Below are 14,405 nucleotides of genomic sequence, written 5' to 3'. Positions count from 1 at the left end.
GTGCCGAGACCAGTGTGCCTCTGTTCGCGTGAAGACAGGGCTGGAGCACCCTCAAGCCCCTCCGGATAACTTGCGGGAACTCACATTCCCGTGGGTTACCGGCTGCCGATCGCCACGCAACGGATCTTATTTTTCGGATTTGAATTTCTGGAAAATAAAAAATGCTAGGGTGCTCGGTATGACGGTGCGGGCGGGCGAGGGCCCGGCGGGGGCTCAGGACGGCGAGGCCGAGGCGGTCGCAGGGGCGGCGGTGCGGCCGTGCCGGCACTGCGGGACCGCGGTCGAGCAACGCGGCGGGCGGGGAAGACCCCGGGAGTACTGCGCGCAAGGCGACTGCCAGGCCGCCGCCAAACGGGAACGCGAGCTGCGCCGGGCCACCCCCGGCCTGGAGGGGTCGCTGGCCCGCGCCGAGGAACTGTACGAACGCATGGAGAAGGGGCTGGCCGCCGCGATCGCCCCGCTGGCCCAGGTCCTGGCCGACGAGCTCAGCCCGGCGGGCGTCGAGGCCAGGATCAGCGCGGTCCAGGCCGAGGCGCACACCCGCGTGGCCATCGCCCGCACCGAGCGTGAGCAGGCCTTCGAGCAGGTACGGCTGGCACGTGAGGCCACCGAGCACGCCCGCAGGGAACGCGACGGGATGCGCCGCCAGGCCGAGGAGGCCCTGGCCGAGCGCGACACCGCGCTCGCCGACGCCGAGACCGCGCGCGAGCAGGCCCTGGCCGCCCTGCGGGAGGCCGCCTCCACCGAGCGGGTGGCCAAACAGGCGGCCGAGCAGGCCGCCCGGCGCGCCACCCGCGCCGAGGCCGCCCGTGACCAGGCGGTCCGCGAGATGCACGAGCGCGTCGAGGCCGCCACCACCGAGGCCGAGCAGGCCCGCGCCGACGCCGAGCAGGCCCGCGGCGAGGCCGCCCGTTCGGCGCGGCAGGCGGACAAGGCCCGCGCCGACCGCGACGCCGCCCGGGCCGAGGCCGAACAGGCGCGGACCGCACGCGTGCAGGCCGAGCACGCCGCCGCGGCGGCGACGGCCCGCGCCGAGGCCGCCGAGGCCGAACGCGACCGCGCGCAGTCGCGCGCCGACACCGCCGAACGCGCCCGCGCCAAGGCGACGACCCAGGCCGCCCGCGCCGAGGCCGACGCCGAACTGGCGCGCCGCGACGCGGCCGAACGCATCGAGCAGGCCCGGCGGCAGGGCGACGCCCGGGCCGAGACGGCCGAGCGCGACGCGGCGGCCCGCGTCCAGGCCGCCGAGCAGGCGGCGACCACGTCCCGCGACCGGGAACGCACGGCCACCACCGAACGGGACCGGCTCACCGCCCTGCTGGAGATCGAACGCGCCCGCGTGGAGGATCTGCGCGCCCAGGCCGAATCCCTGCGCGCCGAGGCGGCCCAGCTCCGCGAGCGCGCCGTAACCGCCGAACTCCACGCCACCCTCGGCAGCAGGCCCCCCGCCCCCGGCGGCGCGGCCCCGGCCGGCGCCTGACGAGCACCGGCCTCCGAAACCGGGCGGGGGCCGTGCCCGGACCTGGGCCGTGACGGCGGTCGGCACTTGGAGACGATCACGTCGGCAAGCCCTCTACCGTGGGGCGGATGACGATGGAGATCGATGAGGTCGGGGAGTGGCTGCGGGAGCGGCTGCCGGGGCTGGCGCAGGAGCACGGGGTGCCGGGGGTGGCGGTCGCCGTCGGCGCCGGCGGGCGGGTGGTCGAGGCGGCGGCGGGGGTGCTGAGCACGGCGACCGGGGTGGAGGCGACGGTCGACTCGGTGTTCCAGATCGGGTCGGTCACCAAGGTGCTGACGGCGACGCTGGTGATGGGGCTCGTCGCGGAGGGGCTGGTGGAGCTCGACGCGCCGGTGGGGAGGTACCTTCCCGGGTTCCGGGAGGCGACCGTCCGGCAGCTGCTGTGCCACACGGCCGGGTTCGAGGGGGACGTGTTCACCGACACGGGCAAGGGGGACGACTGCCTGGAGAGGTACGTGGACCTGCTGGCCGACGTGCCGCAGATCTTCGCGCCCGGGGAGATGTTCTCCTACAACAACGCGGGCTACAGCGTGCTCGGGCGGATCGTCGAGGTCGTGCGGGGCGAGCCGTTCGACCGGTGCATGCGGGACCACCTGTTCACGCCCCTGGGCATGACGCACGCGGCGAACGATCCGTACGAGGCGATCCTGCATCGCGCGGCGGTGGGGCACCTCGGCGGGCGGCCCGTCCCGGTCTGGGCGATGGCGCGCTCGAACGCGCCCGCCGGGTCGATGCTCGCCATGACCCCGCGCGACCTGCTGGCCTTCGCCCGGGCGCATCTCGCCGACGAGGGGCTGCGGGCCATGCGGGAGCCGCAGGTCGTCCTGCCGGACATCGGCTGGGGGACGGCCTGGGGCCTGGGCTGGACGCTCTACGACCTGCCGGGCGGCCCGGTGTTCGGCCACGACGGCAACACCATCGGGCAGTCGGCCGTCCTGCGGGTCGACCCCGGCCGCGACGTGTCCGTGGCGATCTTCACCAACGGCGGCGACCGCAAGCCGCTGATGAAGGAGATCCTCGACAGGGTCGTCGAGTCCCCCGCCGAGCCCGTCCCGGACCCCGCGGCGCGCCCGGACGCCAGGCGCTGCGCGGGCGTCTACCTGTCGAGCACGAGCGAGACCACGGTGAGCGCAGACCAACGGGGACGGCTGTGGCTCGAGCAGATCCCCCTCGGCCTCGCGGCGGAGGCCGGCGACGAGCCGTACCGCACAGAGCTGCTCGGCTGGCGGGGGAACTCCCTGCTGCCCGCGGAGCCCGGCCACCGTCCCGTCGCGTTCCTGGGAGACGACGGCGAGGGCCGTGCGCGTTACCTGCACACGGGCCGCGCCGACGTTCGTGCGGCCGGACGAATCGAAGCCTGAACTCTCGCTGGACCGGACGAGCACCGTCCCGGGCGGGCCCCCGATATCAGCGAGTGGATGCGCGGAAGAACCTGGCGATCCTGGACTTGTCGGTTGAAATCCGGCACGGGTCCCCGGTCGCTCGGCCCGTCAGCAGATATGACGACTTCGTGAAGTCGCATCGTCGAATAGGGCATGCTTGCCAAAAAGGACGTAGGTGAAATATGCGACATCTTAGAATACGGCCTGTGCAAAAATGGTCACCTCGGAGAATTTCGTACCTGCGAAGTCGGCGGCGCCGGAGAAGGTCACGTGAGAGAGCCAGACGCTCCGACGGAATTTCACACACGGGAGAAGCGCGCCGCGGTGAACAGGCCGAGCTCTCTTGAACCGTGCGTAGCCGAAATCCGTGAAGTTCATAGAAAGTTCGCGTCACCGCGAAAGACGGCCTCCTCGAAACGCCCAGGACCGTGAAACGTGCTCTGATGAAGTGCGCTTCAGCGATTCGGCATTCCGAGAAGTCTGCATCGATGAGCCGCAGGTGAACGCAGATGAGATCGACGATGACCTGCCGGTGCTCGGGGGCGTCCTTGCCCGGGCGCTTCAGGGCGTACAGCCTGGCCAGGCCGATGGCGGCCTTGGTCAGGTTGTCCCCCCGCCCGGGCTTGGTCACCTAAGGAATCACGTCCATTACATCGGTTGATTCTCCATCGAAGTGTCACCAATTCCCCCGCGGGCCGAGACGCGACGGCCCACCGTTCGCCGTCTACGCGAAGGCGTGATCCGGCTCAGACCACGCACGGAGTTACGCAACCCGCCCAGCCCTGACGCTGACCCTTTTCAGCGCCCCAGCGCGGCCGAGAACCGCCGGCTCACGCCGGGACCGGCCATCTTGTCTGACATTCGATTCCAGCGACGGATCCATTCATATCGGACGCCACATTTCCGTTCCGACCTGGCCCTGCATGAATCGTTGACCGCCCTCGACCACGCCCGTACCTTGAAGGCATCGCCACTCGGCCGACCCCGGCCGTGGGAGTCAAGGAGGAGCATTATGGGTACACCATTCAGGCGCGGTTCCGCCTGGTTAAGGTACTCGCTGAAAACCGCCTCCGGTACGGCGGCCGTCGCGCTGTTCGGCACGCTCACAATCGCCACACCCGCCCACGCGGCGAACCTGGCGCTGTTCTGCCCGCCCTCGGGGACCACCGGGACGATCGGCCTCCAGGCGTATCAGTCTCCGAACAACACCGACCGCTGCGCCGGTCCCTTCCACAGCTCGGTCAACTGGATCGAGGCGCGCAACACGACGGTCGGGATCTGGAAGTGCGCGGTCCTCAAGCCCAACTCCAACGGCAGCGGCGGCAACGTCGGCGGCGTCGCGGCGGCCTGCACACCGGGAACCACCACCGCCGTACAGGTCCTCTCGCCGCCGCGCGGCGGCTACTCGACGATCATCAACCAGGACACCTTCACGGCGGGCGGCTTCTCGGGACGGCTGGAGTTCAACTAGGAGAGCCCGTGAACGTCGGCACAAGCGCGAAAGGGATCGCCATCTGCGGGGTGGCCGTCGTGGCACTCAGCGCCTGCTCTTTCAGGGCCGATCAGGTCTCAACCGGCACCGCGAGTGCGGACGCCCGCAACGGCGCGCGTCCGCCACTGGCGGTGCTGGACGACCCACCGCCGACGCGTCGCATTCCCTACCTCGCGGATAACCCGGACATCGCGGCGGCGTCTGGAATGGACTTGGCCGGTGCGCGCGTCGCGGCGACCGACGCGGCCGGAAGCGATCTGATCGCGCTCACCCGGCACGGCGACAAGGAGGTCTGTGTCATAGCGACCGACCCGGTGGTGCTCCGCACCGGTGCCGGATCGTGTGCGAGCGTCACCGCCTTTGCGACCAAAGGGGTGTTCGCCGTACTTCTCGCCAAGGATTTCCGGGAGGTCGTCGGGCTCGTTCCCGACGGCGTCGCAACGGTCGTCGCCGGCGATGCCCACGGACACCACACAACGCTCCCGGTGCACAAGAACGCGATCCGCGTCCCGCTCGACCATGTGACCACCCTGACCTTCTCGATCAGCGGACGGCAGGTCGTCCAGGACTTCACGCAAGCACCTACCAAGATCTGACCACTCGGCCCGTGGCCCGTCTCCGCTGTCCGCCCAGGGAGAGCACAGGCGGGCCACGTCCGCCCTACGAGAGATCGAAGGGGGCGGGGGAGTGGCCTTCCCAGATCAGGCGGGAGGCCTGTTCGGGGTAGGGCAGAGTCTCCGACTCGGCGTCCAGGACGCGGGTGAGCCGCTGGTCGGGCCGGTAGGCGGGCCATCCGGCGTCGCCGGTGGTGACGAAGCGGACCCATGCCTCCTTGAGTTCGCGGGAGAGCGCGACGGCCTCGGGGGTGGGCTCGTCGCCGAGGAGTCGCGCGCCGACGGGGCTGGCCGGCGTACCGAACGCCAGGGGGACGTCGAGGCTGTGGCAGGCGCCCAGGGCGCCGCCGAGGGCCGGGGCGGTCCAGCGCAGTTCGAACAGGTACGAGGTGCCGCCTGCCGCGGCGTTCGCCTCGGCCAGCTGCTGCGACGGCATGCGGAACAGGGCGTCGGAGTACACGGTCTCCACCAGCTCCTCCGGCCCGGCCTGCGGAAACGCGGCACGGTACGCCTCCGCGCCGTGCGGCTTCGGGGCGAGCAGTTCCAGGGCCGCACGGACGTCCTGCTCGGTGAAGGTGCCCTGCCGTCCGCTCATGACGCTGAACAGCCGGAACTCGTCCCGGGCGTGGCCGACGAGCAGCTCGGTCCCGCTCGCGCGCGCGCCGGTCAGCGCGGGCCAGGGCGTTTCGGGGAGGACCTCGCCGTCGACGACGGGGCACAGGGCGGTGCCGGTCTCCGTGAGCCGTCCCCAGCTCTCCCGGTGTGCGTGGAGTCCGGCGTTGAAGGAGGTGAGCTCCGCGGCCAGGCGCCAGGGGTCGGTGTCGCGCAAGGCCGCGGCGGTGGGGGCCGCCGCGCCGAGCCGGCCGGCGAGCGCGGCGGTGACCTGCCGTGCCAGCGCGGGGGTGCTGTGCAGCCCCGGCACCGAGTGGGCGATGGCCCGCCGGAACAGGCCGCGGGCCGGCTTCATCGTCAGGAGGGCGGCGACCGACCCTGCCCCGGCGGACTGTCCGGCCACGGTGACCTGGTCGGGGTCGCCTCCGAAGGCGGCGATGTTCCGCCGCACCCACTCCAGCGCCGCGATCTGGTCGAGGAACCCGCGGTTGGGCGGCGCGTCGTCGAGGAACGCGAAACCCTCCACGCCCACGCGGCAGTTGACGGTCACCACGACGAGTCCCGCCTCGGCCAGCGCCGCCGGGTCGTACATCGGGTCGCTCGACACCGCCGAGATGTAGCCGCCCACGGGGAACCACACCAGCACCGGCAGTCCTGCCGCGCCCGGATCGGGAGTGCCGACGTTGAGCGTCAGCCAGTCCGTGCCCTGCGGTGGACCCGTGTCGACCGGCAGGGACAGCGGCACCACGGGGCCGAACTCCGCGGCCTGCCTCGTCCCCTCCCAGCGGTGCGGCGGGGCGGGCGCGGCGAAGCGGAGCGCTCCCACCGGGGGCTGGGCGTAGGGGATGCCGCGGAACACCGCGTGCCCCTGCCGCCGGCGCCCCTGCACCACGCCTTCGGTGGTCCGCACCCTTGGCCGTCCGGGCAGTGGTTCAGGCATGACGCTTCCTTCCCTCGAGTGGACTCCAGGGTTATAGGTCAACTGTATTATGTCAACCGTATTGGAAAGGCGCCGTGGTAGGAGGGAGAGGCCGGCGATGCCGAAACAGGTGGACCACCGCGGACGCCGCGAAGCGATCGCCCGCGCGCTGTGGCGGGTGGTGGAGCAGCGCGGCGTCGCGCATCTGACGATGCGCGTGGTGGCGCAGGAGGCGGGCATCTCCCTCGGGCAGCTGCAGCACTATTTCGCCTCCCGGGCCGCCATGCTCTCCTTCGCCATGGACTTCGCCTCCGAGCAGACCTCGCTGCGCGTCGGCCAGGGACTCGAAAGGCTCGGTGACCGTCCGCACCCCCGCGACGTGCTGCGCCTGACGCTCGCGGAAATGCTCCCCCTGCATGCCGACGCCCGCGCGACCAGCCGGATGAGCGCCGCCTACGTCCTGGAGGCGCTGCACGACGAGGCCGTCCACGAGCAGGCCCGCCGCGGCCTCGTCCAAGGACGGGCCCTCATCGAGCGGTTGGTCCGCCAGGCGATCGCCGACGGGCACATCGGCGCCGACCGCGACCCGGCGACCGAGACCAACCTGCTCCTCGCCCTCACCGGCTTCACCCCCCTGATCGAACTGGACGTGATCGGGCCCCGGGACGCGCTCAGCGCGATCGATCTGCATCTGGACAGGCTGTTCAGCGGGAACGATCGGAGGGCGTGACCCACGCCCGCGCGCAGGGATCACCCGTCATGGAGCGGGCGCCTCCAGGCTTTGACGACCTTGTCGAGCACTGGACGGCCGAGGTGAGATGGAGTGATGGTGGTGGCGGAGATCGAGACCGGGGTCGTCGTCGCGGGCGCCGGCCCGACCGGGCTGATGCTGGCGTACGAGCTGGCCCTGGCCGGGGTCGAGACCCTGGTGCTGGAGAAGCTGTCCCAGCGCGTCGACCAGGTGAAAGGCGGCGGCATCCAGCCCCGCACCGCCGAGCTGCTGGAGTCACGCGGGCTGCTCGAACCGTTGCTGCGGCGGACCACGCCGCAGGAGCCGGTCGGCGGGCACTTCGCGGCCCTGCCCGTTCCCCTGGACTGCACCCCCTGGCGGACCAGGCACCCTTTCCCGATCGCGATCCCCCAGGGGGAGATCGAGGAGGTGCTCGAAGAGCGGGCGAGCGTCGCCGGCGCGCGGGTTCTGCGCGGCACCGCCGTCTCGGGGGTCGAGCCGGGCGACGACGCCGTGGTCGTGACGGCGGAAGGACTGCGGGCGCGGGCGCGCTACCTGGTGGCTTGCGACGGCGGCCACAGCACGGTGCGCAAACTGCTCGGCCTGCCGTTTCCCGGCAGGCCCGGAACCCATGAGGCGGTGCTGGCCGACATCCGCCTGTCCGCCGTTTCGCCGCTGGTGCCCCGGCGGAGGGGGCACATGAGCAGCCTGACCCGTCAGGCGGGCGGCTACTGGGCCATGCTGGTCCCTCTCGGCGGCGACCGGTACCGGATCACCTTCGGACGGGCGGACCAGGCGGACATCGACCGCGACACCCCGGTCACCCCAGACGAGATCAGCGCCGGGCTCCAGGCCGTGTACGGCGATCAGACCACCCTCGGCACCGTGGACAACGCCTCCCGGTTCACCGACGCCACACGGCAGTTGGAGCAGTACCGCGCAGGCCGCGTCCTGTTCGCGGGCGACGCCGCGCACATCTACCCGCCGCTGGGCGGACAAGGTCTCAACCTCGGCATACAGGACGCGTTCAACCTCGGGTGGAAACTGGCCGCGACCGTCCAGGACCGGGCGCCGAGCGGCCTGCTGGACAGCTACCACGCCGAACGGCATCCGGCCGCGGCTCAGGTCCTGCAGCACACCTCGGCGCAGCGCGTCCTGGCGGCTCCCGACCCGAGCGAGGACGTGGCCGCCCTGCGCGCCATCTTCATCGATCTGCTGCGCCTGCCCGACACCAACCGCCACCTCGCCGGCCTGATGTCCGGCCTCTCGCTGCGCTACGAACTACCCGGCGATCACCCGCTCACCGGACAGCGCACACCGGACGCCGCCCTGGTCACCGAAGCCGGCCCCACCCGGCTGTCGGCACTGTTCCGTTCCGGGCACGCCGTCCTGCTCGACCTGGCAGGAGCCGTTCCCGACGGCCTCCGGCTCCCCCCACGAGTCGACCTCGTCCGCGCCACGTGCGCCGACGATCTGGGCGCCGCCGCCCTGCTCATCCGTCCCGACGGCTACGTCCGCTGGGCCGCGGACGGCACCGCCTGCCACGACACCCTGCTCCCCGCGCTCGCCGCCGGCGTCGCGAAGACGCCCTGAGCCTGGACGCACGAGCAGGCTCACTCGCCGGAAGCCGAGCCCGCGCGGTTCGGGAGCGGTCGATTCCTTTGCGTGGTGGCCGAGGTCTCCATGGTGGGAGGCGCGGTTCGCGCGACGGGCCGGTCGGTCTCTCTCATGTACGCCTATAAGAAAGGGCTGATCGCCAATGAGCGTTCCGGCGACCATGCGCGCGCTGCAGCAGACTTCCCTCAACGGCCCGCGGGACATGCGCCTGATCACCGACGCGCCGGTGCCGAGCCCGGGCCAGGGCGAGGTCCTGATCCGCGTCACCGCCGCCGGGGTCAACTTCGCCGACATCTCGAAGGCCCACGGCACGTTCGCCGGCGGCCCGCGGCCACCGTACCTGGCGGGTTTCGAGGCCGCCGGTGAGGTCGTCGCGGTGGGCGAGGCGGTGATCGGCCCGCAGCCGGGGGCCCGCGTGGCCGGCGTCGCCGACGGCGCCTTCGCCGAGTACACGGTCCTGCCCGCGGCCGCGGCGGTACCGGTGCCTTCGGGCTGGACCGAGCAGCAGGCGCTGGGTCTGGTCGTGAACTGGCCCACCGCGCTGGCCGCGCTCAAGCCTCTGGGCGGCATCGCCGCCGGGCACGTCGTGCTGATCCACGCCGCGGCGGGCGGGACCGGCCAGGCCGCGGTGCGAATGGCCAAGCACTACGGCGCGACGGTCATCGCCACCGCCTCGCCGGGCAAGCACGAGACGGTACTGGCACTGGGAGCCGACCACGTCCTGGACTCTCGCGGCGGCGACCTCGCCGCCGAGGTGGCGGAGCTGACCGGCGGCTGCGGCGCCGATGTGGTTCTGGAGTCCGCGGGCGGCGCCACCTTCACCGCCGGCCTGGCCGCGGCCAAGCGGGTCACCGGCCGGGTCATCGTCTACGGCCTGGCAGGCGGCGAAGCCCCGATCACCAACCGGGAGCTGGTGTACAAGCACCAGGTCCACGTGATCGGCCTCAACATCGGCGTGCTGATCCAGGCCGCGCCGCAGATCTTCGGCGAACTCATGGGTGAGCTGTCCGCGCTCATCGCGGCCGGCGTTCTTCCCCCCAGCCGGCCCACCGCGTACGAACTGGCCGACGGTCCGAAGGCGCTGATGGAGCTGGAAGCCAGGGCCACCACCGGCAAACTGGCCCTGCTGCCCTGAGAAAGCCCCCGTGTCCGCGCCATGATCCTGCGACTCGACGAGGTCTGATCGTAGATGCCGCCTCCGCCAGAGAGAGCCCGTGTCGTCGATGGCGGCCAGAGAAAAGAGGTCTGGCGTCGCCGGCGACATCGGCACGTGAACCATGCCCGGATGTGTCGCGGCCCTAGGCTCGCGGCGTGACAGCGCATCCGCGGGCGGCACCGGACCACGACCGGTTCACCGCCGAGACCGAACGGTTCCGCCGGGAGCTGCTGGCGCACTGCTACCGCATGGTCGGCTCGGCGCACGATGCCGAGGACCTGGTGCAGGAGAGTTATCTGCGGGCGTGGCGGTCCTACTCCGGATTCGAGGGCCGGGCGTCGATCCGGTCCTGGCTCTACAAGATCGCCACCAATGTCTGCCTGACCGCGTTGCGGCCGCGCCCGATCCGGGTGCTGCCCTCAGGTCTGACCGGCCCGTACGACGGACCCGATCGTCCGCCGGGTACCGTCGCGCCGGACGAGGTCTCGTGGCTGGAGCCGCTGCCGGACGCATGGATCGCCCCGCCCGCCGACGATCCGGCCGCGGTGGTGATCGAACGCGAGTCGCTGCGGCTGGCGCTCATCGCCAGCCTGCAGTACCTGCCCGCCCGCCAGCGCGCGATCCTCATCCTGCGCGAGGTGCTGGCGTTCTCGGCGGCCGAGACCGCGGAGATCCTCGGCACCACCACGGCGGCGGTCAAGAGCGGCCTGCAGCGCGCCCGCGCCCGGCTGGACGAGTCAACGCCGCAGCAGGAGGAACTGCTCGAACCGACCGACCAACGGGCACGCGCGCTGCTCGACGGTTACATCGCGGCCTTCGAGCGCTCCGATGCCGCTCTGCTGGAACAGGTGCTGCGCACGGACGCCACGCTGGAGGCGACGCCGTTCCGTGACTGGCAGGCGGGCCGGGCGATGTGCATCCACGTACTCGGCGCGTACGTGCTGGGCACACCGGGCGACTGGCGGATGATCGCGACCACCGCCAACGGCCAGCCCGCCGCCGTGGTGTACCACCGGGACGCGGACGGCGCCCTCCGAGCCGACGGCGCCGTGGTGCTGGCCCCCACCGCCACCGGCGTCCTCCACGTGATCAAGTTCCATGATCCCGCGCTGGTCGCGGCGTTCGGCTTCCCGGACGTGCTCGCGCACTGACCCGCCAATCGGTACGGCCGAGCGAGCCTGTTCGAACCCTCGGCGTTTCGCGTCGCCGTCAGCACGTTCCCGCAACCGTTCGGCCGCGCAAGGCGGCGACGTTCGCGACGGCCGAACGGCCCCCAGCCGCGCTGAGGGCCGTTCGCCGCGTTCGTAGAGCGGGAGATCAGACGCCGAACGCCGCGGGGTAGCGGATGACGCCGCTCGGGACCGGCCGTGCGGGGTCGAGGGCGAGCGCCATCATGTACTTGTCCTCGACGTCGAAGGGCGGGCGGATGCCGTACCCGGAGGCCGGGGTGAAGCCGAAGCGCGGGTAGTACTCGGCGTGGCCGAGCACGACCACCAGGTTCTCGCCCTGCTCGCGTGCCGCGCGCAAGGCGGCGCGGATGGCGGCGGAACCCGAGCCCCGCCGCTGATGCTCGGGCTTGACGGCGCACGGGCCCAAGGCGAGGGCGGGTGAGTCGCCGACGTGGCAGCGGGTGAGCAGCGCGTATCCGGCGAGATCGCCGCCCGGGGCCTCGGCCAGCCAGGACAGGCCGGGCAGCCACGCCTGCGGGTCGGCCCGCAGCGCCTCGACGAGGTCGGCCTCGTGCGGACCGGGGAAGGCGGCGAGGTTGATGTCGCGGATGGCTGCGACGTCGCCGGCCCTCTCGGGACGGGTGGTCCAGGAAGGGGTCATGGTCGGGTTCGTCTCCTTGTCCTTCTGCGGATGCAGGACGTGGCCGGTGTACTGGTGGTCCGCGCCGTGCTCGCGGCGCATGATGATCTCTTGCAGGGGGACCGCGACCATCTCGCGCATCCCCGGTACGGCCAGGTGTGCCGCGTGGGCGCTGTGACGGCGGCGTGTGGTGCTCCTCGGACCGGCCGCGGTCGGGGAGGGCGGTCGGACGCGGCCGGTCATGGCTGCCGGTCCCGGAACCTGTAGGTGGCGCGCAGGTGACCGGTGATGGCCTTCTGCTGGTCGACGCGTTCCTCACGCAGCCGGGCATCGGTACGTGAGGCCGCCCAGGCGTTCTCCCGTTGCAGCTTTCGGTAGCTGCGCAGGCGACGTTCGGGCAGTTCACCCGCCGCGATGGCGGCCTGGACCGCACATCCCGGCTCGGTGTCGTGGGCGCAATCGCCGAAGCGGCAATGCGCGGCGAGGTCTTCGATCTCGGCGAAGACCTGCTCCAGGCCGTCGGCGGCGTCGTGCAGGCTGATCCCGCGCAGGCCGGGCGTGTCGATGAGGACCCCGCCGCCGGGCAGGGGGAGCAGCTCGCGGCGGACGGTGGTGTGGCGGCCCTTGCCGTCCTGCGCGCGTACCGTGCCGGTGGCCAGCGACTCCTCGCCGAGCAGCGTGTTGCCGAGGCTGGACTTGCCCGCGCCCGAGGGGCCGAGCAGCACGGTGGTGCCGCGCAGCAGCGCGGCCAGCACGTCGATGTTGTGACCGGTGGCGGCGCTGGTGACGAGGATGTCCACTCCAGGCGCCAGCGCTTCTGCCTCGGCGTGGACGGCCTCGGGATCGTCGACCAGGTCCGCCTTGGTCAAGACGATCACCGGCTGCGCCCCGCTCTCCCAGGCCAGGGCGAGCAGCCGCTCCAGTTTGGCCGCGTCCAGGGGCGTGGTCAGGGACAGGGCGATGACGACCGTGTCGACGTTGGCGGCGAGCACCTGTCCGTGGGAGGACCTGGACGCCGACGAGCGCACGATCGCGCTGTGCCGCGGCAGCAGCGCCACCAGGTGCGGAACGGCGCCCGGGCGCAGCGCGGCCCAGTCACCGGTGCAGGGCGTCAGGAGCGGGCCGGGCGGGTGCGGCGCGACGAACCTGGCCCGCATCGGGCCCGATGCGGTGATCGCCGTGCACAGGCCGCGGTCGACCCGGGAGACCCGGGCCGGCACGAGGCCCGCTTCGTAATGTTCGGAGAAGGTGTGGTCGAGTGCGCCGGTCCACCCGTACCGGGACAGGCCGGATGGATCGGTGTACGAGTCTGGCAACGTGAGACCCTTGCGGAGAAGGGGCCCCGACGAGACGCGGAATCACCCCGCCTGACGAGCCGGACGGCTCAAGGCTGGGGGAAGAAGTGGGTCAGACCGGGGCCCGGGACGTGAGGTCGGTCCGGGCGCTGCGCAGCGCAGCGGTCTTCACCGCGGTCATCGAACCTCACCTCCCTCCCATGCTGCTCCAATACCGATCGAACGGCAGCCTAGCACCCGGTCAGAGGCAGCGGTACCGCTGCCATTCCCGCTCTTAGCCGGTCATACGCGTGCCTGGCGGGCGAGACGGCGGCCCGAACGGCCGGGTCCACTGGCCTGCCGTGCCTGGACGATGCCGTTAAGGGCACGGGCCTGTTCAGGGGAGTCGCCGGGCAGGAGCTCCAGGGCGTGCCGATGGTGCTCGACCGCCTGGGCGGGAGCTCCGGCGAGCAGGCACAGCTCGCCCAGGGCGTTCCACGCGCACGCCTCGCCCTTGCGATGGTTGAAGGCCCGTGCCAGGTGCAACGCACGGGTGTGCTGCTCATGGGCCAGACGGTGAGCCCCCAGGCTCTGGCAGACCAGGCCGTGCCCGGTCAGCGCGAGTACGTGCATCTGGCCGCCGATCTGGGCGGCCAGGTCGAGCGCCTGCTCGGAGTAGGTCAGCGCCTGCCGGAAGTCGCGCATGCCCAGATGGACGGCGGCCAGGTCGTTCAGGCTCTCGGCGCGCAACGTGCGGTCCACGTCCGGTCCTGCCGCCAGGGCGAGCCCTCGCAGGCAGCAGGAACGTGCCCGGTCGTGGTGGCCGAGCCGTAGGTAGGTCTCTCCCATCGATACCAGGGCGTTGACCTGCATGTCGGGTGGATCTGGCGGACCTGCTCGCCGGCGGCCCGCTTCGACAGTTGCCGATAGGACAGACCGGACCACAGGCGAAGCCGCCGTAACGCCGACAGGAACTCGGCCGGGGTCTGTATCGAGGACGGGTCAGGAACCGTCTCCTTGTCCAACGCGCAGCCCTCCGCACTTGGGAAGGGCGGTCCCCTGTGCTCAACGGCCATCCGCACCGGCCACCCGTACAACACAACAGACCACATCGAGGCGCGCCCTCACAAGCATCAATGGTCACCCACACTCGGCATCGGCGAGCGGCCCCGCAGGCGTCCCGGCGTCGTCCTTGGTGACCTGCTCCGACCACGACATCTTGCGGGCGACGCGCGTATCAGGAGGACCTGCGGCGGGTGTCGCGTCGTGATCGACGCACAC

General features: G+C 71.9%; 12 protein-coding genes. 8 read left to right on the top strand and 4 right to left on the bottom strand.

Annotated features, from left to right (window positions below; all coding sequences use genetic code 11):
• Positions 1–178 precede the first annotated feature (178 nt).
• From BJ981_RS36145 to BJ981_RS36130, 4 genes are all read left to right on the top strand, one after another.
• Entirely contained in the window at positions 179–1,480 is a 1,302-nt protein-coding gene (locus tag BJ981_RS36145) for a coiled-coil domain-containing protein (protein WP_221315597.1), read from the top strand.
• A 107-nt stretch (positions 1,481–1,587) separates the two neighbouring features.
• The gene (locus BJ981_RS36140) at positions 1,588–2,880 is read left to right on the top strand and encodes a serine hydrolase domain-containing protein (protein WP_184618000.1); all 1,293 of its coding nucleotides are present in this window, start codon (positions 1,588–1,590) and stop codon (positions 2,878–2,880) included.
• Between the two features lie 1,033 nt (positions 2,881–3,913).
• Positions 3,914–4,372 carry a phage holin family protein gene (locus tag BJ981_RS36135; RefSeq protein ID WP_184617999.1) on the top strand — a complete coding sequence of 153 codons (459 nt, stop codon included), beginning with the start codon at positions 3,914–3,916 and terminating at the stop codon, positions 4,370–4,372.
• A gap of 8 nt (positions 4,373–4,380) precedes the next feature.
• Entirely contained in the window at positions 4,381–4,989 is a 609-nt protein-coding gene (locus tag BJ981_RS36130; protein ID WP_184617998.1) for a hypothetical protein, read from the top strand.
• Positions 4,990–5,053: 64 nt separating this feature from the next.
• On the opposite strand, the gene BJ981_RS36125 is transcribed toward BJ981_RS36130, so the two are convergent.
• The gene (locus BJ981_RS36125; protein WP_204070098.1) at positions 5,054–6,559 is read right to left on the bottom strand and encodes a carboxylesterase/lipase family protein; all 1,506 of its coding nucleotides are present in this window, start codon (positions 6,557–6,559) and stop codon (positions 5,054–5,056) included.
• 97 nt (positions 6,560–6,656) lie between these two features.
• Between BJ981_RS36125 and BJ981_RS36120 the strand changes: the two genes are divergently transcribed.
• The 4 genes from BJ981_RS36120 to BJ981_RS36105 all read left to right on the top strand — a co-directional run bounded on the left by BJ981_RS36120 (position 6,657) and on the right by BJ981_RS36105 (position 11,192).
• The gene (locus BJ981_RS36120; RefSeq protein WP_184617997.1) at positions 6,657–7,268 is read left to right on the top strand and encodes a TetR/AcrR family transcriptional regulator; all 612 of its coding nucleotides are present in this window, start codon (positions 6,657–6,659) and stop codon (positions 7,266–7,268) included.
• Positions 7,269–7,370: 102 nt separating this feature from the next.
• Positions 7,371–8,861, top strand: a complete 1,491-nt coding sequence (locus BJ981_RS36115) for an FAD-dependent monooxygenase (RefSeq protein ID WP_204070097.1) — start codon at positions 7,371–7,373, stop codon at positions 8,859–8,861.
• Between the two features lie 166 nt (positions 8,862–9,027).
• Positions 9,028–10,020 carry a zinc-binding dehydrogenase gene (locus BJ981_RS36110; RefSeq protein ID WP_184617996.1) on the top strand — a complete coding sequence of 331 codons (993 nt, stop codon included), beginning with the start codon at positions 9,028–9,030 and terminating at the stop codon, positions 10,018–10,020.
• Between the two features lie 176 nt (positions 10,021–10,196).
• Positions 10,197–11,192 (top strand): sigma-70 family RNA polymerase sigma factor, encoded by a 996-nt coding sequence (locus BJ981_RS36105; RefSeq protein ID WP_184617995.1) that lies wholly within the window; start codon positions 10,197–10,199, stop codon positions 11,190–11,192.
• Between the two features lie 166 nt (positions 11,193–11,358).
• On the opposite strand, the gene BJ981_RS36100 is transcribed toward BJ981_RS36105, so the two are convergent.
• The 3 genes from BJ981_RS36100 to BJ981_RS36090 all read right to left on the bottom strand — a co-directional run bounded on the left by BJ981_RS36100 (position 11,359) and on the right by BJ981_RS36090 (position 13,997).
• Positions 11,359–11,871: a GNAT family N-acetyltransferase gene (locus tag BJ981_RS36100; protein WP_204070100.1), complete on the bottom strand. Its 513-nt coding sequence runs from the start codon at positions 11,869–11,871 to the stop codon at positions 11,359–11,361.
• A 218-nt stretch (positions 11,872–12,089) separates the two neighbouring features.
• A complete protein-coding gene (gene rsgA / locus BJ981_RS36095) occupies positions 12,090–13,166 on the bottom strand; it encodes a ribosome small subunit-dependent GTPase A (protein ID WP_184617994.1) in 1,077 nt (358 codons plus the stop codon).
• 261 nt (positions 13,167–13,427) lie between these two features.
• Positions 13,428–13,997 (bottom strand): tetratricopeptide repeat protein, encoded by a 570-nt coding sequence (locus BJ981_RS36090; RefSeq protein ID WP_184617993.1) that lies wholly within the window; start codon positions 13,995–13,997, stop codon positions 13,428–13,430.
• Positions 13,998–14,405 lie beyond the last annotated feature (408 nt).

Origin of the sequence: Sphaerisporangium krabiense, assembly GCF_014200435.1 — a bacterium.
Classification (GTDB): Bacteria; Actinomycetota; Actinomycetes; order Streptosporangiales; family Streptosporangiaceae; genus Sphaerisporangium; species Sphaerisporangium krabiense.
The sequence above is the reverse complement of the archived record's forward strand: the minus strand, read 5'-3'. Positions and strand labels throughout refer to the sequence as shown.

Bases quoted from the DNA above. Each gene is read 5' to 3' on its own strand.
- BJ981_RS36145 (WP_221315597.1), top strand. From the start codon at position 179: ATGACGGTGCGGGCGGGCGAGGGCCCGGCGGGGGCTCAGGACGGCGAG.
- BJ981_RS36140 (WP_184618000.1), top strand. From the start codon at position 1,588: ATGACGATGGAGATCGATGAGGTCGGGGAGTGGCTGCGGGAGCGGCTG.
- BJ981_RS36135 (WP_184617999.1), top strand. From the start codon at position 3,914: ATGGGTACACCATTCAGGCGCGGTTCCGCCTGGTTAAGGTACTCGCTG.
- BJ981_RS36125 (WP_204070098.1), bottom strand. From the start codon at position 6,559: ATGCCTGAACCACTGCCCGGACGGCCAAGGGTGCGGACCACCGAAGGC.
- BJ981_RS36120 (WP_184617997.1), top strand. From the start codon at position 6,657: ATGCCGAAACAGGTGGACCACCGCGGACGCCGCGAAGCGATCGCCCGC.
- BJ981_RS36110 (WP_184617996.1), top strand. From the start codon at position 9,028: ATGAGCGTTCCGGCGACCATGCGCGCGCTGCAGCAGACTTCCCTCAAC.
- BJ981_RS36100 (WP_204070100.1), bottom strand. From the start codon at position 11,871: ATGACCCCTTCCTGGACCACCCGTCCCGAGAGGGCCGGCGACGTCGCA.
- BJ981_RS36090 (WP_184617993.1), bottom strand. From the start codon at position 13,997: ATGCAGGTCAACGCCCTGGTATCGATGGGAGAGACCTACCTACGGCTC.